Here is a 21545-nt window from a genome sequence, read left to right on the forward strand (position 1 = left end):
CTGACCGGCAGGCCGCTACTGGATGAGACGTCAAGGTCGATCGTGCCCGCATCACGGTAAAGTGTGCCCGGATCCGTAAACGTGATCGTCTGCGGGGCTTTGTTCACCGTAAGTGTGCCGCTTACATAGCTGATATCGTAGTTACCCACTTTTGGTCCCTGTGCTGCCGAAGCGGTGATCTCGTAGGTGTCAACATCGGCCGAGGCTGATGCTCCTGCTGAAGTTAATGTCACCGAGGTAACTGCATCGTTGTTCACAAGGCCGTCCGGTGTAAACTCGGTACCGCTGAAGGTAAAGGCATTGCCATAGATCTTGCTCTGGTCATTGGCCGTAATCGTCAGTGCTTTCGGGTCAACCGTCAGCGTCTGATCAACATCTGCCGCCGGTGTATAGGCCGAGCCTCCTGCCTGCGACGCCGTAATCGTCGCCGTGCCCACGCCAACGATACGGATCTTGCCGGCTACGATCGTGGCCACCGTTTCATTGCTGCTGCTGTAGGTGATCGGGATCGTACCGTTCGTGCTCGTAGCTCCCGCAGCAAAGTCCGCATCACCGTAGGTCTTCAACGGCAGCGCACCAAACGTGATCACCTGCGGTGCTTTAGGTACCGCACTGACTTCCGTACCTGCTGCACTCTCGTTGCCCGCTTGGTCTACAGCCGTGATACGGTAGTAATACGTCGTACCGTTCGTCAGACCCGTATGGGTATAGGTCGTCGCCGCCGGAGCCGTAACCGTTGCCAGCACACTGGTTGGATTGGCCGAGGTACCACCGTAAACTTTGTATGACGTCAGATCCCCCTCTGTATTGGCCGTCCAGTTCAGCACGTTCTGCTGATTACCAAAAGTTGCCGTCACTCCAGCAGGCGCTGCAGGGGCGACCCCATCGATCACGATAGCATGCTGTCCCCCGAGCGAATTCGGACCACCCACTGTCGGTAGGGTCAGTACAGCATCCAGCTCGGCAACATTCCGTATCGTCGAACCGTTGAGTGTCAGTGAGGCAGTGGATGCATAATCCAGATCGGCACTCACGTCACCTTCTTGAACCCTATATTGGAAGGTCAGCACAGTCGTCCCCGAACCGGACAGGTAAACTGCTTCCCGGTCAACCGTACCCGTCTCCACGAACAGCGTTGGTGATCCGCCCGTCTCATCTACAGCCACCGGCTGATTGAAGTTTATGGTCAAGACAATATCATCACCTATCTTATACGTTCTATCCGCACTTGTCGATCCGACCTCCAACACTTCAGGGTTGATCGGGTTGACCGTGATGTTGATGACATCCGTATCCGTCAAAGCTCCGCCCGAACCCGAATTGCCCAGGTCGCTGGTGACGATCTGTAAGCTCGCTGCACCATAAAATCCCATTGTCGGCCGGAACGTCAGTCCGCCGAGCGCCACGTTGATATCGGCGATGGTACCCGCAAAGGTCATTGTCCCGTCGTCCGTACCAATTCCCGTGGCAAATGTCAGTCCCGTAGTGCCTGAAAGGGTCAGTGACCCGTTTGTCGCAGTCAGTGTCACCTCCACCGTATTACCTCCCGCATCCACATCCGAAATCATGATGCCGTTACCGTTCGCCGCACTGAATGTCAGCCCCCCGTTCTGATCAACCTCCTGTATTCCCGGAACCGTATTCACCGGAGCATCGTTTACGGCTGTCACCGTCAGTGTGACCGTCCGCGAGTCTCCAAGAGATCCCCCCGATCCCGTATTGCCCCCATCATCGATCGTTACCGTAAGGGCTACATTGCCCGTTGCATGTAACGCGGTCTTGAAATCAACATGGCCGGCAGCGATGAATGCGTTCAGGTCCGCAATCGATCCGGTCAATGTCAATGTGGCCGTTCCCGGCCCGCTGACGGTCACGCCATTACCCGATATAGCAGACAGTGTACCGCTAAGCACCGAAAAGGTTGCCGTAACATTCCCGCTGCCCGCATCCACATCGCTGAAGCTGATCCCGGTGAGTGAGGTCTGTATGTCCTCATTGACGGCGATACCGGCAGGAGTCGTGATCACAGGAGCGTCGTTCACGGCCGCCACGTTAAAGTACACCCATGCTGTATCACACCGAGAAGACATACCGTTGTCACACACCTGGTACTCCAAACTATCCAAACCGTTATAATTGGAGTTGGGGGTATAGGTAAAGCTTCCATCGAAATTCAATACTACCGTTCCATTAACCGGTGCAGTGGTCAAAGAAGCCGTCAACGCATTTCCTTCCACATCCGAATCGTTGGTCAACACGTTGCCGGTTGCAGGTACATCTTCGGTTACCGATAGTTCGTCATCCACCGCCACCGGCGCCGTGTTTACGGCTACCACCGTCACATTCTTCGTTGCCGGACTGCTATCAGCCGTGCCATTATTTACCACAAAGCTGACCGTACGGTTTGCGGTATTTGGATCCTGTGAGCTGTTGCTATATGTCACCGCACGTAACGCCCCCTGCCATTGCGCTAATGTCGCCGTAGCCGCCGCCGAAGTCAGTGTGAGTACACCGGTGCTACTATTATAGCTCCCGCTGATATTTCCCATAGTACTGCCGTCGTTTACGAAAACCAATATATCCTGCCCACTTTGAAAATTACCCGTAATCGACACCGTGGCTGAAGCCAACGTGGCACTAGCCGGATCGGTCACCGTCAACCCCGGATCAACCGTCACCGGTACAGGATTACCATTAACCGGTTCGGTAAAGGTCGTTGTGCCGCCACTAGTCGTGACAACCGGCCCTTCCGCAAGCACCAGATTGAGCGTATTTCCGTTCTGTATGTTGTAATCGGCCAATGTTCTGCCGTCTTCCAGCTCCGTGCCGCCAAAGAAGAGCTGCTGTTGCGCCGGCGGAATACCCGCCTTATCCTGTATCTTCTGTTTGATCTGTTGAATCGAATCACTGGATTCGGCAGCAATAACAAGCGACTTACCATCTTCTTTTTTCACGAAGATGAGCATAGACGCACAAGCCGGGCTGTCACCGGTAATCGTCCAGCCATACTCATCGATCAGCTTTTGTCTAGCCTCTGCACCCGCGCAAAAAGTCAGCCCGGTGGCTTGTAGTTCCACACCACTTTGCAGACCAGTTTTCGCCGCCCATCCGATAAGTATGGCATCATAATTAGCTAGCGAAAGTCCGGAAGAACTCAACATATCTTCCATATCCGTTACATGGGTAATATCCCAATTGGCTATATTTTGGTTAAATACCTGAGCATCATTAAACATACGCGTCATATCCTTGACGTTCGACACATTCCAAATCCCTATATTTTGATTAAACGCCCAAGCACCATGAAACATTTCCATCATATTCCCGACCTGCCCCACATCCCAGCCACTGATGTTTTGGTTGAATTTTCGCGCCAGACCAAACATATGACTCATGTCTGTTACCGCAGCAACGTCCCAGCCGCTAAGATCCTGGTTGAATTCCGTCCCCCAGTAGAACATAAAACTCATATCGGCAACCCCGCTTACATTCCAGTTATCAAGGGGCCGATTAAATAACAGACAATCCCGAAACAACCCCGACATATCGGTAATAGTCGACACATCCCAATGGTTGACCGGAGCATTCATGGTCTCTGCGCCAAAGAACATGTCTTTGAGAGAGGTTACGTGGCTCAGGTCTGGTGCATCGGTTGCGTTGAGCTGCATTTGTTTTGCTTTAAAAAAGGCCCGCTCCATGGACGTCCAGGCAATAGTTCCCCACTGTTCTATGGACATTAAAGTAAGCACATCCATCCCAATCAAGATGGGATCATTCACCGGATTGAGTTGCTGCGATCGCTCCAGGCCTATCCGTGGAAACTGTCCGGCAATTTCTATACGGATGGTCGTTGGCTCAAAAGAGGGAAAATAGGGTGAAAGCACGAAATCCCCGGTGACCCCCGTGGCCGTACCGCTCATTGTTCCCAGACTGTTGGAAGTCTCCCAATACACGTCGTATAAATAGGTTTCACCCGGAATCGTCGGAATAACAATTTGATTCGGATTTTCTGCATACATGGGATCAAAAGACCACGTCGTAATAAAATTATCGGTGCTGCCGGGCGTAATGCCCACTGTACCGAGGACTGTAATCGTAAAAATTTTCTCGTATGTGCCTTGCCCATCATTGGTACGGATACGTACACTGTAAGTTCCAGGCGTAAGGGCAGCAGCATTATCAGCCCGTAGCGTCCAGGACCCGCTCGTATTCGTGATATTAAAACTTCCGTTATCCGTACTTCCTGACCCGGCCACTAAGGTATAGGTATGCGTATTGGCCGCATCAGCGTCTGTCGTGCCGAGTGTTCCCACCACGGCATTGATGCCTGCATTTTGATTTACGGAGGTATTGCTCAACGTAATGTCTGTCGGTGGATTATTTGCAGCAACAGGTGGTCCGATAACGAATTGGTCGAACGTGAAAACTACACCTGACAGGCCTGGATAAACCAGTGGTGTTTTCTGCCGAAATCGAATTTCATCAACATTACCAAAAAGTGCACCCAGCGTATACGTATTCTTGACACTGCTAATATCTAAATCCTGTGTCCCTAATAGTGTCCCATCCCGATAAGCCTCAACCGTCAAATCTACCGTTAATGGATTTGATACATAATCGTAGATATATACACTTTGAAAAGACCTATTCGTCCCATCTACCGTTTTGACTATGAAATAATAAGGATCATCAAAATTAAACTGATCACCTACATAGATTAATCCTGACCCACCAAAACCATTTGCTGCGGAAGACGATTCATAATAGATATCATATTCAGGCTCTGCCAAATTTTCGGCACGAACGCTAAACAGGAAATTCCCGATAGTAATCGATTTTCCGAGGTTTGCATTATGGACATACCCCTGATCGTCAAAAGTAATCGTAGTCGTCTGTGCGGATGTCGAAAATGCTAAAGGCAGCATAAAGACAAGCAAAAGGTAAATAAACCTCCGGTGGATAGGTTGTGCGTTATTCATAGTTTGTAGTTAGTCTTATGATTTACCAACAAAAATATAACCAATTCACAAAAATCTTCCCACCCTTTAGGGGTGGTTTTGAAAAAAAACTTAGATTTGTACATCTATGAACCACTCTACATCACTATGAAGCTTGCGTTGCAATCCGTTTATCCGTTCATTGTTGTTATCTTACTATTTTTCCTTGTATTGGAAACGGGAGGAACATTATATGCCCAATCTTCGAGCAGTCTACCCGTTGAAGTACCGCAACTGTCGTTTACGGCCATTCCCGGCAGAGGGGATTTGTCGGTTGCCGAAGATGCCCAAGGGAACAGATGGATCAAAGGCCTTATCTCACCGGCCATGCGTAACATACCACTTGTCTTCCATATTCCTTCTATGCAGGTTGCCGAGTATCAATTGTACGTCGACCGAGGCAACGGATTTGTAACAATTCCCAAAAATATTAACCACAGTCAGCAAAAGATTCAGAGTCGCTACCCGCTTTATTTTTTTAAAAGCACTGCGGCAGCATATTACCTACACATCAAGGACAAGCCGTTCAAGGCGCTGGATGCTGCTATCGACAAACCGACAGAATTTATAAAAAGCGAATCCGTTAATCTCATGCGAAACAGCCTTTATTACGGGCTGGCGATTATGTCCATGATCTTCAATTTCGTGCTTTATTATATTTTTCGGGACAAACGCTTTATCCTCTATTCCTTCCTGCAGCTAAGCCTGTTTATAAGTTTCCTCTACCAGGATGGGATGTTTTACTTTTTTTCACAGGGGACATTCATTGTTCCCTATTTTCTCTTGTGGAATATCGCGGTAGCTGCCACACTTTCCAGTGTCTTTGCGTATTATTTTCTCGACATGAGGCATAAAATGCCCCATTTCAGACGGATATTCCTGTACCTTACCGCCGTGCTGTTTACCTTCGTGCTGCTCTATACCCTGACCGACATTTTATTATTTCGTCATCTGGCCTGCGTGCTGATCTTTGGGCTACCCGGCATATGCTTCTATCATGCCATCCGGACCTGCCGGCAAGATGTCTACGCCCGCTTTTTGATTCTATCTTTTGGGTTGATTGCTTTCACGTCAGCATGTTTTCTATTAAACCGATATATCGATTCGGATTTTCTATCCTATTTTGACATCAATACAATCCGCCTAGCCAGCGCAATAGAAATGATATGCGTCAGCCTCGCCCTGGTCTTTAAAGTAAAGGCTGTGCAGGAAGAAAATGAAGCTTACAAAGAAAAGCTAAACAGACACCTCTATGAGCTGGAGAAGCTTAAAAAAGCACAACAGCAATACCTGAAAAACGAAGAGAATATAGCGGATATCCAACAAGAAGTTATTGCTGAATTAAAACAGCATTATGATCTTACCGACCGCGAGGTGGATGTGCTGCTGTGTATCTGGAACAGGATGACCAATCAGGAAATCACTGATCAGCTGTATATCAGTATCAACACGACGAAATATCACATCCGCCGATTGTACCTCAAGCTCGAAGTCAACAGCCGCGAGGAGGTGCACCGAGTGATACAGAATCTAATTATCGTATGATTTTAGCCAGGAGGAAGTTTACGCTGTTAGTCAAAATCGAAGAAATCGGAAAGAAATGATTTCTTCTTGCGGGGGTATCTATTTGGATAATTCTTCCTATCGCCCCGGTCATCGTAACGGTCGTAAGAATCGCTTGCATTCTGATCTTCACGTCTTTCATAACGTTGCGCTCCTGCACCGCTTGACTGATTCTGTGTGGCCGCAAATTCCAACAGTTTATCCAATTCGCCTTTGTCCAACCAGACGCCACGACAACCGGGACAGTAATCTATTTCTACGCTATGGCGTTCAGTCATTAACAATGTTTCATTACAATTCGGGCACCTCATTTCTATTCGTTTTAATTCGTGTTCCCAAACTACAACTCTTACCACGATTTATCAAACTTAGGGGGACTATTTTAGCTTTTTTAACATTTTTATTCCAACGACCCTTCGATCTCTTGATTGAAGGCCTTCAAATACCGCAACTTTTACATGTGAGCTGACAAAAAACTGCCGATGATGGCAAATATGCTATTTTGGCCCACTACCACACCTTTTATAAAGACCAGCCTGACGCGCTATCGATACTTGTGCAGGTTGGTATAATAAATTCGTCGTTTAGTTATAAAGCGCGATATTTGTCCAATGGATAGTGCTACTCCTCCTTTTCTTTTTCGGGCCAAACGTTGTTGGGATTTTCTCATCGGCAGTCCATCGGACTTCGCACTAGAGGCGCGAATATTTCACTCAATAACCTTCGGAATGACGTTACTGACGCTCGGTTATTCGCCATATGGTCTCTTTGCAGGCTTATATATCGCATCTGTGTCCTACGTCGTGGCGGGTACGTTGTTCTTTTATGAATACTATCGGTCCCGCTTTTTGCTACATGCGCATCGAAGCCAGCTATTTGGTATTGTCGGATTACTGTTGTTATCAATCAACTACTTCACTAACGCAGGTATTGAAGGTTCTACCGACCTCATTTGGCCGGTGTACCTGCTGCTACTGCTGACCATTTGTCCCTATAAACATATGGTAGCATGGATAACCCTATTTATCCTAGTGTTTGGACTCATACACGTGGTCGAGCTGCAATATCCTCAGCTTATTCACTATCCTTTTCGAGCTGTTGATGGACAATTTTTAGATCGTATTACAGCATTCCCAATACCGGTTATCAGCATAGCTATAATCATCGGTTTTCTCCGTAGAAGCTATGATAAGGAAAGAGCCATGGTCGCACAACGGGATGCTGAAAAGAGCCGTCTATTCTCGATTCTCTCGCATGATATACGGGCTCCATTTATTCAGATACAGCACTATTGTGCCTTACTCAATAATCCTACGGTCTCCACAATAGACCGTGCCCAAATCGAACAAGAACTGAAGCGAAGAAACGATCAGACACTGGATATGATCACCAACCTGCTATACTGGTCACGCTCACAATTGGACGGCTTCTCCGTCCATCTCGCACCATTATTTCTGGCGGAGACACTAGAAAGTACGCTATCGGCAGCGAATGAGCTGGGTCATGAAAAAGGAATAGCATTGGATACAAGTGTCCATGCAAATATCCGTGTATTGGCTGACGCCAACATGCTTCAGTTGGTCGTGCGTAACTTGTTGCAGAATGCGATCAAATTCACGGAGGCAGGAGGGCTGATTCGGGTAGAAGCTGACACGACTAAGGACAGTTGCTGTCTTATTATTCATGATAACGGTTCGGGTATTGCAGCAGAGCAGATGGAGCGTATCTTCTTTGGCGCTGTACCGACTTTTGGCACATCCAATGAAAAAGGTGTGGGTCTGGGATTGCAGCTGTGTAAAGAGTTTATGGAACGTCAAGGAGGCGATATCTATGCGGAGAGTACGCCGAAAAAAGGCTCACGGTTCACGATAGTGATTCCGTTAGTCTGATAAAATAATAATGCTAACTACCCTTAATTAAAGACTCCGTCTGCTGCAATTTCCCGCATCACTTCCTTTGCTTTTTTGTCGCTCCGCATCCCTTCGAACGACGGATGACGAAATACTCCATCGCTGGTGACCTCAGTAAAGCTCACTTCGCAGACCAGCGTAGGCTTCAGCCATGTCACCTTTGCTTTCGGTGGGTTGGGTCGAAATCTCGACGGCTTATTGATATCCGGATCCGTCGAAAAGGGATTTTTGGAAGTTATCAGCCCTGCAAATTCCTCCATCATGGCTTTCTGCACCTTATCCGTAAAACCTGTGCCCACCTTGCCCACATACTGAAGCTTCCCCTGCTCGTATACCCCCAGCAGCAAGGAGCTGAACTTTTTCGAAGTCCCTTCATTTTTGGTAAAACCGCCTATGACCACTTCCTGTCGATGGTTTACCTTGATTTTCAACCAACTCTTGGAACGATGGTCCGGTATATACTTGCTTCCTTTCTGTTTGGCCATAATACCTTCGAGGCCGATTTTTTTAGCAGCTTCAAAAAATTCCAACCCACCGACCGTAAAAACCTCGCTCAGCCGGAGCCGGTCATCGTTCGTCGGCAATATCTCCTTCAGGACAGCCTGCCGCTCCGACAACGGAAGCGGCATCAGGTCTTTCCCTTCATACCACAGGACATCGAAGACATAATAAACAAGTTCACCATCCGCCTCACTCCGCCAGTTCTGCAAGGCTCCGAAATCTGCCATCCCGTTTTTATCGATCACCACAATCTCGCCATCCAGCACCACATCAGCTTGCCATTCCTCCAGTACCTCCGTAATGGGATAATATTTTGCCGTGAAAGACTTGATATTCCGTGAGGACAGTTCCACCTCACCGTTTTTGATATACGCCAGTGCGCGGTAACCATCCCATTTCACTTCATATACCCAATCCGGATCATCAAATGGCTTGTCGACCAACGTGGCCAGCATGGGCTTGAGCTTATCCGGCATTTTTCCTTTCTTCGCCTTTTTCAGCAATTCCTCCGCCTCTGCATCCGGATCAGCTGCTTTCTCCTCCTGACGCGTCTCCTTTTTCAGTTTCTTTTCTGACGATGCCCCCTTTCCTGAACCGTATATATTGGTGCTTGTCGCCGCGACCTGCGCTATCGTCTTGCCCGATACCACCGATTTATCTTTCTTCGTGATATCCACTTTGGACGCATGCTTATCTTTCAGCTTCATCAATAGCCAGCCATTTTCTTCACGTCCGTGTGCTTTCACCAAGGCAAATTCTCCTTTCAGCTTTTTTCCGTTGAGGATGATCTTCAGCTTTCCGTTATGCAGCCCGTGCATCAGATGCTTTTCAATATCTTTCTTTGTCCTCCCGTCAAATTCCGCGGGGAGGTACGTTCCTTCGTCCCATACAATTACAGTCCCCCCACCGTACTGCCCTTTGGGGATAATCCCTTCGAAATTGCGGTAGTCATAAGGATGGTCTTCCACCATCATGGCCAGCCGTTTGATTTCGGGGTCGACAGATGGTCCTTTGGGAACAGCCCAGCTCTTGAGCACACCCCGTACCTCCAGCCGGAAATCGTAGTGCAAGTGCGATGCCGCATGTTTCTGGACAACGAACCGTAATGCGTCGGCGTCCTTGCTTTTGCCGCCAAAAGGCTCCGGTGTCCGAGACGCATCCCTTTTCTTTTTATACTGATCCAATGCCATATTGTGGAATTAAAGAGGGTGTCTAAAATACAATACATAACTGCGCGCTAAGCGCTTGTTATACTATAGCAAGTTATACGGCAAAAGGTTTGTAAGTTTTTGAATTTACGACTCACCAAAAACTTGGCAAGAAAATTGCAGCACTTAGCCGCTATGAAAAATTAATTATGAACGTCTTAATGAAATATGAAATGAGCAAATCACCGTCAAATTTCCGGAAGTTACCTTACGATGTCCAGGACTTCGCGGTAGCTATAAGTCTATTTTTAGCTGTTGTGGCGATGCTGATGATCACCCATTATTTTGAAGTGTGAGTCCGCTGTTATTGAAAAAAGCGTTGCAACACTGTAGTAATACGCTCGCGCTCCGTCTCTGTCAGGTTTGACCCCGAAGGCAGGCACAGGCCGTTAGCAAACAATTCCTGCGCCACATTCTCCCCATAATACGGTGCATCCGCAAAAACAGGCTGCATATGCATAGGCTTCCACAGCGGACGGGACTCAATATTATCCGCTAAGAATGCCAACCGCAAATCCTCTCTTGTACGACCCACTTTTTCAGGATCCATCACAATAGCCGACAGCCAATGGTTGGCATAGTAATCCGCCGAAGGCTCCGTCAGTACTGTCACCCCCACTATATCCTTAAAAAACGTCTTGTAAAAATCATACATCGCCCGGCGCGCCTGCACTCGATCCCCCAGCACCTCCATCTGTCCACGCCCAATTCCCGCACAGATATTCGACATCCGATAATTGTAGCCGATATGCGAATGTTGATAATGCGGTGCCTCATCCCGCGCCTGTGTCGCCAAAAATACAGCCTTCTCCTTATCCGCCTGCGTCCTACAGACCAATGCTCCACCCCCCGACGTCGTGATGATCTTATTTCCGTTAAAACTCAGCACCCCGAATCGTCCAAAAGTACCGCAGGCCTTACCCTTATAGGTCGACCCCAACGCTTCCGCCGCGTCCTCAATCAGTGGAATAGCAAATTCATCTGCCACCGCCAAGACCTCGTCCACCCGGAAAGGCATACCATACAGATGTACCGCCACGATGGCCTTCGGCTTCTTTCCTTTCGCTATCCGATCCACGATAGCCTTCCGCAGCGCTTTAGGACAGATATTCCAGGTCTCCGGTTCCGAATCCACAAATACCGGCGTTGCCCCCTGGTAGGCAATCGGGTTGGCCGATGCCGAGAATGTCATAGACTGGCAGATCACCTCATCCCCATAGCCCACACCACATTCGATCAGCGCCAGATGCAGAGCTGCTGTACCCGAGGAGAGCGCAGCGATCTGTACGTTTGCATTTAAAAAAGCGGCTATATCCGCTTCAAAACCATTGACATTCGGCCCTAAAGGCGCCACCCAGTTTGCATCAAATGCGTCATGAATATAGTGTAATTCCTTGCCTCCCATGTGCGGAGAAGACAGCCAGATTTTTGGATCCATTGGTTTTTCTATTAGACTTTAATTTTTTTACAAGATACAATTTTACAAACGCCCCAACAAGCGCGTGTATTCCTCCAGTAAGGCCCGCCATACCACCGCTTGCTCATATCGTCCCACAATACCCGCCCGTGCCTGTACCCGGAGCGATTCATAGTACCCCCGATCAGTGCTCCATTTAAGCATTGCTTTTTGAATAGCTTCCGCATTTTTTACCGGTATGATCGTTCCGTTCTGCCCTTCGATGATAATCTCATTACAGCCGTTGATATCCGATACGATACCCGGTAAGCCCATCGCCCCGGCCTGCATCACCACATTCGGAAAACCTTCCCGATAGCTCGGAAACACCAAAGCCTGCGAAACCGAAAAATAAGGCCTCACGTCTTTCTGAAAGCCGACAACGATGATATTTGGATTGGATTCTATTTCCCCTAAGGTCTCCGGTTGCAATGGGTCCAGCTCTGCCTCTGCCCCACCTACCAACAGCAATTTAGCCTGAGGAACATGTAACCCCTTAAAAGCAGCCACCAATTCATTGATGCCCTTATCTCCCACCAGACGACCGACAAAAATAAACACAAAATCCCCTTCATGTATCCCTAACTGGCTCTTTAACGCTTCTTTTTGCTGCACACTGATCCGTTCAGCAGAAAAAAAAGAAGTATCGATACCGTTGGAAGAACCATTCGCTATGACCTGTAATTTATTGTTGGAAGTATACGTATTTCTTACGATAAAATCATACAGCCCCTTCGCGTTGGGGTACACTTTCGTAGCGCAGCCGTATGTCAGTTTCTCTACGAAATCCAGCACTTTCCTTTTTACACCCGTAGCCTCCATGAGCGGCAATCCCGCTACGGTATGCAGGCGGATCGGCACGCCGGCCAATTTTGCCCCCAGCATACCCACAATACCCGCTTTCGGCGTGTGGGAATGGACTATGGTCGGCTTTTCCCGCTTACAGAGCCGATAAAATTGCCACAATGCTTTCAGATCCCGCAGCGGTGAGATCGTCCGCGTCATCTCCAGATCGACAACCCGTATCCCTTCATCCACACGCACTTCTTCCAATTCCCTACCGGCACTGGATACGCCCAGTACCTCAAATCCGTTTTCCGACATAAACCGGTGTTGCCCCTTTAAAAGGGTTTTTAGCGATAGGGGTACAGTGGTAATCCGTATGAGTTTGCGGTGGTTCGTCATGGACAACGTAAAGTTTTTAGCAGACCATACGAAGATTACTCAAAGCCCTTACTTCTCTTCCGGCCAAATTTACTTTTTATACTCGCCAATAGTTTTTTCCGCAGCGACACGTTGCGGACATCACCATAACCATACCCGTAGCCGTACCCATAGCCATAACCCCGTCGGAAGTCAATATCGTTGATGACCACGGCCATATTTTTGAGTTTACCTTCTTCATACAGCTCCTTCGGTATGTTCAGTAGGCGCTTATCCAGATAATTCGCCCGCATCACATAAATCGTCAGGTCCGCATGTTCGGCAATCAGCACCGTATCCGTCACCAGACCCACCGGCGCCGTATCCACCAGTACATAGTCATAATGCTCACGTGCATACTGAATAATATTCGAGAAATACCCGTTCATCAGCAGCTCCGCCGGATTGGGTGCGATATAGCCCGAGTAGATAATATCAAACTGATACGTTCCCGGCTTTTCAATCACGATATTTTTGATGGGCATATCCGGGTTGATCAGATACTGTGTGATCCCGACATTCGTATGCTGCAGGTGCGCCAAGCCCAGGTAATCCAACACCTTTGGGCTACGGATATCCGCTCCGATCAGAAGCACCCGCTTGCCCGACATCGCCAAAATCTTGGAGAGGTTGGTCGTAATAAATGACTTTCCTTCGCCAGCCGTCGTCGATGTCACATAGATGACCGACGAAGATTCCTTTTTCGGGCCCAACAAAAAGGCGATATTGGTCCGCAGTATCCGTATCGACTCCGCCAAAGAAGAGCGGTCGTTCTCCTCAATAATCGGATGCTCCGAAGTTGGTATCTCACCCAGCACAGGCGCCTTGAGTTTATCCTCAATATCCTTCCGGGAATGGATTTTACTATCCAGCATGAATTTGATAAACAATACCGCAATCGGCAGTGCGATACCCACCACCAATCCGATCAGGTAGTAATTACGAGCCACCGGGGAAATAGGACCATACCCTTTCGCCGGTTCGATGATCTTGATATTTTCGGGCTTAGCAGACGCCGCAATTTCATTTTCCTCCCTTTTTTGCAACAAAAACAAGTACATGGACTCCACAATCTGCTGCTGCCGGGCGATGCTTTTGAAATCATTTTCATTGCGCGGTACCGAACCCAGATCCGACCGCAGGCTGCGCAACTTACCTTCCACATTGCGTATGCTCAGGCTATTCAGTTCCGACGCATTTTTTATCGATGCATTCAGATTATCATACAACAAGTTGATGCGTTCGTTCAATTGAATCACCGCCGGATTTTCCTCCGTAGCCGACTTCAGTAGACTCTCCCGGTCCAGTAATAACGTATTCAGATTCGTAATTGCCGAGGCGACATCCGCCGATTGTATACCCAGGTTCTCCGGCAGGATATTCATGCTCTTCTTTTGTACCTCGGCTTGGATATGCTTAATCAGCTGCTGCTGGAACTGCAGGTCAAACAGTTGTTTTTCGTATGTCGTCAACTCCCCCTGTGTAATGCCCGCATTCGTCTCCACATCCAATATCTGGTTGCTCGTCTTGAAATCCTCCACCCGTTTATCCGCCCGTTGCAAATCCTGACTGATCAGATCCAAGCGTTCATTGATAAAATTTGTCGACGCCTGCGTCACCTTATTTTTATCGTTACTCAGGTCGTTATCATAAGCTCCAATCAAATCCCGGAGAACAATCTCCGCCTTCTCTTTGGAAGGCGCCGTATACCCAAAATTCAGAATGGTATTGCTTTTTTCAGAACGACCCACCGTCAAAGCATTTCTCAACACGCTTGTGGCGGTTTCCAAAGGCCTAATCGTCACTGCAAAGTTGCGCTCCGCTGGAATATTTTCTCCCTTTTCCGCCAGCAATATCTTGACACCATTCCATACCAAAGGCTTACCCAGACTACCTGTCAGTTTATTGTTGTCCTCACTGATCTCGAACGCTCCGTTTCCGGAAAATTTAAGCTTAAAATCTAACGATAGTTGTTCCAGTTCTTCCTGCGTCTTATTCAGTATCTGCAACGAAAAGGGCAGATTATCGGCAAGCACCTCTATGTTATTGATGCGTCCCAATTCGTAGTAGGTGATGTAAAACTTATTCTTGCGCGCCACTTCGTTCATCAGCTTGGACGAGCGGATAATCTGGATCTGGTCATCCAATGCTGTATTGGCACTAGGAGACGACAATCCCCCCAATGCAGTCAATTCGACCGTAGCATTGCTTTTATCAAGCACCATGACCTTGGCAGAGGCCCCGTACATGCGTGTGGTATAGCGCAGGTAGATATGCGCCACCGCAAGGGAAAGTATGACCGCCACCACGATCCATTTCCAATAGAAGCCGTACTGCTCGATAAGCTGGCGAATGTCAATCGACTCTTCGGTCTCCTGTTTATACCCGCGGTTCACTTTGTCCTGTATATCTTGCATCTTGCTATAGATTGAATAAGCTGTAAATGGTCAGTGCTGCCCCGACAACCGTCATCCCCAAGGATAAGTACCATGGGCGCCGATTTCCCTGTATACCCGTAGTATTCGGCTCGACGTAGATCACATCGTTTTGCGCCAGGTAATAGGCCGGTGAATTCATGATGTCGGCATCCCGGATATCGAGGCGATACGAATGACGTCTGCCCCCTTCCTCCCGGATGACTAAGATATCGTTTCGTTTCGCCGTAATCTTCAGATCGCCCGACATCGCTATCGCATCCAGGATAGTCGGGCGGTCGTTATCGCTGAAATCCATCACCTGCGAACCCGCATCACCCAGCATCGTCACCCGGAAATTTTCGATCCGTATATCCACGACAGGGTCGTTGACATAACGTTTGAGTTCCTCCCGGATAAGACCGATAGCCTGCAATCGTGTCCTGCCCGCCACCTGCACAGCACCCAGATAAGGCAGTATCACACTGCCATCGTGCTCTACGGTATACAATATCATATTCGCTGCTCCACCGCCTCCGCCTTGCGTCATGTTGACCCGAAAAGGCGCAATAGCCGCTTCATCCGGCCCTGTCACGTTGATGCGTAGCCGATCCATGGGTTTGATCTTCACATAATCCACTGAAAAAGCCGAATCCAGCACCGACTGATTTTTCTGGAAATAGATGACGTCCTTGCGCGAGGCACAGGAATTGAACAGCAGTAACGCAAAAACCATTACTGTAAGAATAGTATTCGTGTGATATGTCATATAAGCTTTACCAAAATCTTTTCATTCCATTTACCTCCACCCGCACAATCCATTACACAAATATACATTTATTGCCGTAAGTGTACATCCTGCATAGAAAGTTTTTGCTATAGAACTTATTCTATCTTTCCGGTCAAAAAGCTCCTTATGTCCAACGCGACTATTCCTTCATAGGTAAGTTTTAAATATAACTACAACTTATCTTCCAATAAAAAGTTGAAATAATTGTCGGGTGTGATAACCACTGCCTCTACGTCTGGGTAGGCTGCGGTGAATGTCTTCGGGAAGTTAACTCTAACTTTGGTATTCCACTTGATCTCGTAAGCTTTCATCTGACCATTTCGCTCCTCTATATAATCGATTTCCTGTTGAGCATGTGTACGCCAAAAGTATTGGTTGACATTTACCTGTTGATAAGCAAGCTGTTTCATTCGTTCACTGATCACGTAATTTTCCCACAAGGCACCAATATCCTGGCGCATGGCTGCCGGGCTGAACTGGTTGACGACTACATTGCGTAAGCCGTTATCGTAAAAATAGAACTTACGGCTTTTCTTAAGTTCATTCCGAAGATTGCGACTAAGGGAACCTAACCGGAAAACGATAAAAGCCTTCTCTAACAGGCCAATATATTTCTCTACGGTCTGATTGTCCAATCCAGCTACCTGCCCAAGCTCATTGTATGACACCTCGCTCCCTACTTGAAATGCTAGCGCTTGTAATAGCTTTTCCATATTCTCGGGCTTTTGTATACGCTCCCAGGCCAAAATATCTTTGTACAGGTAGCTATCTGACAACTGCTTTAACCGAACCTCTTCTTCGCCTGGATGATTGACAATTTCAGGGTAGCTGCCATATACCAGACGTATATTGAGCAATCTCTTTTCCTCCAACAACCCTTGATCTTGAACTAATTCACGGAATGAAAAGGGGAACATATGATATTCCCATTTACGGCCAGTTAATGGTTCATTGATGTGGTTCGCCAATTCAAATGCTGAAGAACCTGTTGCAATCACCTTAACATCTTGTAATTGGTCGATGATAATTTTGATCGCTATGCCAACATTATGGATGCGCTGAGCCTCATCAATAATAAGCGTCCTTGTCTTTCCCAAAAGCGCCCCTAAAAGGGTAGATGTAGCATCAGCCAACAAAGATCTTACATCGGCATCGTCACCATTCCAGACCGTAACCGGCTCCTCAAAATCCGACCTCAACTGTTCCAGTAAGGTACTTTTACCAACTTGTCTAGGCCCTAGTACTATAATGGCTTTTTTATCTCCTAACCTCTCAATAATCCTGGATCCTAATAATCTCTCTACCATTTTCAAGAGTTTTACTTGTCAATAAACATGAATATTACGATTACATTCGCAAATATAGTATAAATTTTGCGATTACATTCGCAAAATTGATATGAATATTGCGAATTTGATGAGGTGAAAATGTAATGCTATTTCACAGGTTTATTACGTATCATCATACGTAAGCATTTTTTTCCTGCACATTCACTGGGTTAAGTCATAAACCGACCCCGATATTGTGTTAGAAGAGGTTAAAAGAATTATAAAAGTATAGCCCCCCTGTCTTATTGTCTCCATGATCGTCTTGTTTAGCGAAATAAAAGCCACACTCCCACTATCCCGATAACAAGAGCTATAGCAATCCACCAATACTGCCTTTTGTATACACGTTCCGAAAACGTCTGTTGCGCAATCTGTTGGTTTTCGTGAATCACATACATGGAGCTGTCATAGGTATGCTGGCCGCCGCTAGCACGCTGCCGTATCTCTCGCAGCAACAGCGTACCTCCACTTGCATAGAGGCCACTGTCGGGGTGAAAATAGAACGTAGTATCGGTACGGAAGGACCAATATCGGCTAGTACTATCCTGTTGCCAGAACCATTGCTGAGCGGAGGTTTTATTTTGATAAGTGGCTTTATCGTGGTGCAGTATACTGTTGCTGCGTTGTTTTACGCTACGGCAGGAGCATAAGAGTATTGTTGTTAATATTAAATAGTATTTCATGTCTTATTCTTTTATGTCGCTCAAGCCGCGACAGGGCTCAAACTTTTGTCTTGTCAAAAGTTTGCAAAACCGTGTCGCTACGCCGTATCGGCACAAAGGTTCACCATTCCTGCTATTGCCGATCCGCCTGAGGCGACATTTTAATTATTTGTACGGATAGTTCTTTTTCCTCTCTTACCGTCATTGCGAGGAGTATAACGACGTGGCAATCTCACGTCGCAATACGCCCTACTCATTCACCCAATTCGCGAAAGCATACACTGTCGACAAGTGCCGCCGACGGGATTCGACTTTGTTGTGGCTGTTGCCTTCAATGGTAACGAGGTATTTGCCTTGTACTTCCTTGACGAGTCCGACATGGTTGATGCGTTTGGCGCTGGTGCTGTATATACCGAAGATATCAGATTTGATGTCCTCTAAGCCCAATGGGCTTTTTGTTACTTTTGACCGCAAAAGTAACTCAAAACTCGTCGCTTGAAACTTTTGGCTGTAAGGATAGTGCCTTCTCCTGCTATTGCCAAAAATTTCATAGGCGACATTTTGGGTAATTGTACGGCTATTGCTTTTTCCTGCATCCCTTTGTAACCCTATAACCTTGTCACCTTGTAACTTTACAACAGCAGATAGTCTATTGCTATACCTGCCTACCGCAGGCAGGCGCATACGCTCTACGCTATACGTGCGGGATTTCGGAAACAATGCCGGCGCCCAAGGGTTGCGGGGCTGGGGATGGCCGGCTTGTCCGTAACACCAGGACACGAAGGCTGCGCACCAGGCGTAGCCTTTGCCGAGATGGGTGTAGGCCAGATACTCTTCTACACGCTTACCGTCGTTGTTGCCGGTAGCTTCACGTACGCCGAGTTCTTTGGCTGCAATCGCGAGGATGTGGTTTCTGTCCTCTATGCCGGACTGGCATGGCACTTGGTATCGGCCAAGTGCCCAAGCCTCGTCGCTGCACCGGCTCGCTACAACGGATCTTCCTTCCTGCATACTGCGACCCACTGAGGCGACATTTAAGTTATTTGTACGGCTATTGCTCTTTCCTCTATCACCATCATTGTGAGGAGTATAACGACGTGGCAATCTCACATCGCTATACCTGCCTACCGCAGGCAGGCGCATACGCATATCGCAATATGTCACAAGCACATCGCCAGTCCCCATAATACGGCATAGAGCAGTAAGAAGAAGACTGAAAAGTAAAGGATACATTGTTGCCATGATGTTAGTTGGTTAAAGTGTGTGGAAAATTGTTTACGGAATGTCTGGAAGGGCTGCCAGAGTAGTTCGAGCAACCATAGGCTGCACAGAATAGCGACAAGTCCGCCGATGAGTCCTAACAGCAGAACCGAAAGCATGCCGATATCTAATATCCCGGCAGCGGGATCCATCAACTGCAGGATACTCCCCGCAAAGAGAAATAGTGCGAGCATATTGACTAGCAGGATCCCTAATACGCCTAACGGTCCTAATGATATCCTGCCGGAATGATATCCTCTTTTTTCCCAAGGCTTATCCTGGATAGGCCAAAGGAAGGGTATTTTTAGTGTTGTCATTGTCTTTATTAGTTTACACGGTTATATAGTTACAGGGGTGTCGCAGTACGCAATACGAACATCGCAATACTAAAAACACAGTTACAAAGTGACGAGTAACCCGTGCTGATGACGGGTCACTCTGTCACTGATTACAGGCTACTATCTCGCTTTCAATGAAGCGATATTACTCCAGTCTCCAGCGCCCTTGTTGTTTATTGCGCGTATGCGCAGATGATAAACAGTGTCCGGCTCCGTCGGGGCAAAGACATTGCCGCGGCTGTCACTGGTGTAGAACGTGCGATCCCATATCGGTTGTCCCTGTTCGTCCACTGTGTCGGCAATCTGGTATTCGTAGATGTGATTGCGTCCCAAAGACTTGAAGAGTACATCCATCTGATCACGCTGTCTGCCATCGCGCAGCTGTTCACCGGTGACGGTGTTTGGCACCTTAGCCGGCTTCGGATCGGCTTCCAGCTGCAGGCCTGAGCTGAGCAGAAGCGAACGTGAACCTGCTGCAACCTTGTTGACATAAAAAGCGATGTCTTTGAGGCTGCTGGCCAAAAGAGCCTTCGCATCATTCTTCATGGCAATCTGCAACAGGCTGCCGCCGTTGCTTGCTGTCTGCCATTTGCTTCGGAAATCTTCTGCCTGTACCTGCAGATCTGCTATCGCTACGGGCAGATCAACGAATACGGTGTGATTTTCCAGGCAGTCTAATACTTTCCCGGCCAGCGTATTCAGCTCGTCATCGTAGAAGTCTGCATAATTCAATATTACTTTTTTTGCTTTCATTTTGTGTTTGTTTATGGACTTACGTCCGGTTAAAAAATCTGTTTCCGGTCTCCGCGGCTGACCGTTGAAACAAACATCGGTACAATGTGCAGGAAACGATAAAAATGAGACGAACTAAGAAAATGAAGGGCGGAAATGAGAGAACAGATGCCGAAATGAGAGGGTATTTTATCAAAAACCTCCCTTTTTGGCGATCACTTTTTGGCTTTCGGAACATTCCTGTTTACAAAAAGGCAGTCCTTTTTCCGGGCAGGTACATACCTTTTCAGAAAATGAGATCACTTGTTTGTAAAAGGGATGTACGAAGTACAAACAGGCAGATACCTGTTTAGATCCAGTGATCACTTGTTCGTAAAAAGGGCATGTAAGAGCCAAACAAGCAGATCCGTGTTTGCCAGAAGAATGTTCAAATTCAGAATAAGGTATCACTGATTTCTATTCAGGGCGTGCCTTTTTGAAACAAGTAATACCTTCTCCGGAAAAGGATGTACATGTTGCAGAACGGGAAGAGATAGTTTGAAAGAAGAATTACCCTTTTGTGCATTAGTAATCCCATTTTGAGGAAAAAGGTGTTCCTGACTCTGAAAATGTGATCCCGAAAAGGGGACAATCTGAGGTTTATTTGCCGGATGTTTTCTTCTTGTTCATTTTGGCATAGGTCCACGCCCCTTTTTCATGCGCTAAAAGCGCCTTTTCTTTTGCCAAGGAAATGAGATCCGACATTCGGAAATACGGCCGCTTGCCGATGGTGAACGCCTTCTCCAGGAGTTGGTCATTGATCTCCCGATAAAAGGTAGCGGTTGATGTTTCCAGATAAGCTGTAACGAACGCTATGGAGACGTGTCGGGGAAGCACCATCCTGGGGTCGACAGGTTGTTCGTTGGGATCGGAGAGGAGATATGTCAGCAATTCTTCTTCTTCCTTTGAAGAAAGAAGCTTCGGCCGATTCGTTGCCGGGGATCCTTGATACCCTTCATCAGGGAGGTCATGTCCAACCGATTGGGCAGGGGATAAATTTTCACACACCACGTCACATATGACCTTAAGCGTCCGGGCCATGTCACCAATAACCTGATGCAGCTGCTCGTTCTGTTTAATAATCGTACGGATGTGTTCTTCTTCCATATCGACGGCAATATGCAACAGATCTTTTGTACAGAAA

The 21545-nt window shown here is 47.6% G+C and carries 16 protein-coding genes; 3 read left to right on the forward strand and 13 right to left on the reverse strand.

Translation table 11 applies throughout. From position 1 onward, the window contains the following. Nucleotides 1-4979 (reverse strand): BspA family leucine-rich repeat surface protein (locus tag G5B30_RS15950; protein ID WP_165321009.1); only part of this gene is annotated, 4979 nt, incomplete at its 3' end. A 126-nt stretch (nt 4980-5105) separates the two neighbouring features. Here G5B30_RS15950 and G5B30_RS15955 point away from each other — a divergent pair. After that, entirely contained in the window at nt 5106-6542 is a 1437-nt protein-coding gene (locus G5B30_RS15955; RefSeq protein WP_165321010.1) for a 7TM diverse intracellular signaling domain-containing protein, read from the forward strand. Between the two features lie 26 nt (nt 6543-6568). On the opposite strand, the gene G5B30_RS15960 is transcribed toward G5B30_RS15955, so the two are convergent. Next, on the reverse strand, nt 6569-6838 hold the full coding sequence (locus G5B30_RS15960; protein ID WP_240903244.1) for a zf-TFIIB domain-containing protein: 270 nt from the start codon (nt 6836-6838) through the stop codon (nt 6569-6571). Nucleotides 6839-7288: 450 nt separating this feature from the next. On the opposite strand from G5B30_RS15960, the gene G5B30_RS15965 reads away from it, so the two are divergent. Further along, nucleotides 7289-8449 (forward strand): sensor histidine kinase, encoded by a 1161-nt coding sequence (locus G5B30_RS15965; protein ID WP_165321012.1) that lies wholly within the window; start codon nt 7289-7291, stop codon nt 8447-8449. Nucleotides 8450-8472: 23 nt separating this feature from the next. On the opposite strand, the gene ligD is transcribed toward G5B30_RS15965, so the two are convergent. Beyond that, a complete protein-coding gene (gene ligD, locus G5B30_RS15970) occupies nt 8473-10161 on the reverse strand; it encodes a non-homologous end-joining DNA ligase (RefSeq protein ID WP_165321013.1) in 1689 nt (562 codons plus the stop codon). Nucleotides 10162-10352: 191 nt separating this feature from the next. Here ligD and G5B30_RS17525 point away from each other — a divergent pair, with 191 nt between their 5' ends. Beyond that, entirely contained in the window at nt 10353-10475 is a 123-nt protein-coding gene (locus tag G5B30_RS17525; protein WP_262886609.1) for a hypothetical protein, read from the forward strand. Nucleotides 10476-10483: 8 nt separating this feature from the next. Here G5B30_RS17525 and G5B30_RS15975 read toward each other — a convergent pair whose 3' ends face one another. The 10 genes from G5B30_RS15975 to G5B30_RS16020 all read right to left on the reverse strand — a co-directional run bounded on the left by G5B30_RS15975 (nt 10484) and on the right by G5B30_RS16020 (nt 21508). Beyond that, nucleotides 10484-11617 (reverse strand): aminotransferase class I/II-fold pyridoxal phosphate-dependent enzyme, encoded by a 1134-nt coding sequence (locus G5B30_RS15975; protein ID WP_165321014.1) that lies wholly within the window; start codon nt 11615-11617, stop codon nt 10484-10486. A gap of 42 nt (nt 11618-11659) precedes the next feature. After that, nucleotides 11660-12820, reverse strand: coding sequence for a glycosyltransferase family 4 protein (locus tag G5B30_RS15980; protein WP_206367162.1), 1161 nt, complete (start codon nt 12818-12820; stop codon nt 11660-11662). Between the two features lie 35 nt (nt 12821-12855). Further along, nucleotides 12856-15255: a GumC family protein gene (locus G5B30_RS15985; protein ID WP_165321015.1), complete on the reverse strand. Its 2400-nt coding sequence runs from the start codon at nt 15253-15255 to the stop codon at nt 12856-12858. A gap of 4 nt (nt 15256-15259) precedes the next feature. Continuing rightward, the gene (locus G5B30_RS15990) at nt 15260-15988 is read right to left on the reverse strand and encodes a polysaccharide biosynthesis/export family protein (RefSeq protein WP_165321016.1); all 729 of its coding nucleotides are present in this window, start codon (nt 15986-15988) and stop codon (nt 15260-15262) included. Nucleotides 15989-16212: 224 nt separating this feature from the next. Beyond that, nucleotides 16213-17349 (reverse strand): ATP-binding protein, encoded by a 1137-nt coding sequence (locus tag G5B30_RS15995; RefSeq protein ID WP_165321017.1) that lies wholly within the window; start codon nt 17347-17349, stop codon nt 16213-16215. A gap of 287 nt (nt 17350-17636) precedes the next feature. Next, on the reverse strand, nt 17637-18053 hold the full coding sequence (locus G5B30_RS16000; protein ID WP_165321018.1) for a hypothetical protein: 417 nt from the start codon (nt 18051-18053) through the stop codon (nt 17637-17639). Between the two features lie 228 nt (nt 18054-18281). Further along, nucleotides 18282-19274 (reverse strand): hypothetical protein, encoded by a 993-nt coding sequence (locus tag G5B30_RS16005; protein ID WP_165321019.1) that lies wholly within the window; start codon nt 19272-19274, stop codon nt 18282-18284. After that, on the reverse strand, nt 19193-19609 hold the full coding sequence (locus G5B30_RS16010) for a hypothetical protein (RefSeq protein ID WP_165321020.1): 417 nt from the start codon (nt 19607-19609) through the stop codon (nt 19193-19195). Before G5B30_RS16010 ends, G5B30_RS16005 begins: the two co-directional genes overlap by 82 nt. 141 nt (nt 19610-19750) lie before the next feature. Further along, nucleotides 19751-20383 (reverse strand): fibronectin type III domain-containing protein, encoded by a 633-nt coding sequence (locus G5B30_RS16015; protein WP_165321021.1) that lies wholly within the window; start codon nt 20381-20383, stop codon nt 19751-19753. Nucleotides 20384-21001: 618 nt separating this feature from the next. After that, complete coding sequence (locus G5B30_RS16020; protein ID WP_165321022.1) at nt 21002-21508, reverse strand: hypothetical protein; 507 nt, start codon at nt 21506-21508, stop codon at nt 21002-21004. Between the last annotated feature and the right edge of the window lie 37 nt (nt 21509-21545).

Source organism: Sphingobacterium sp. SGG-5, from assembly GCF_011043525.1.
In the GTDB taxonomy this organism is placed as follows: domain Bacteria; phylum Bacteroidota; class Bacteroidia; order Sphingobacteriales; family Sphingobacteriaceae; genus Sphingobacterium.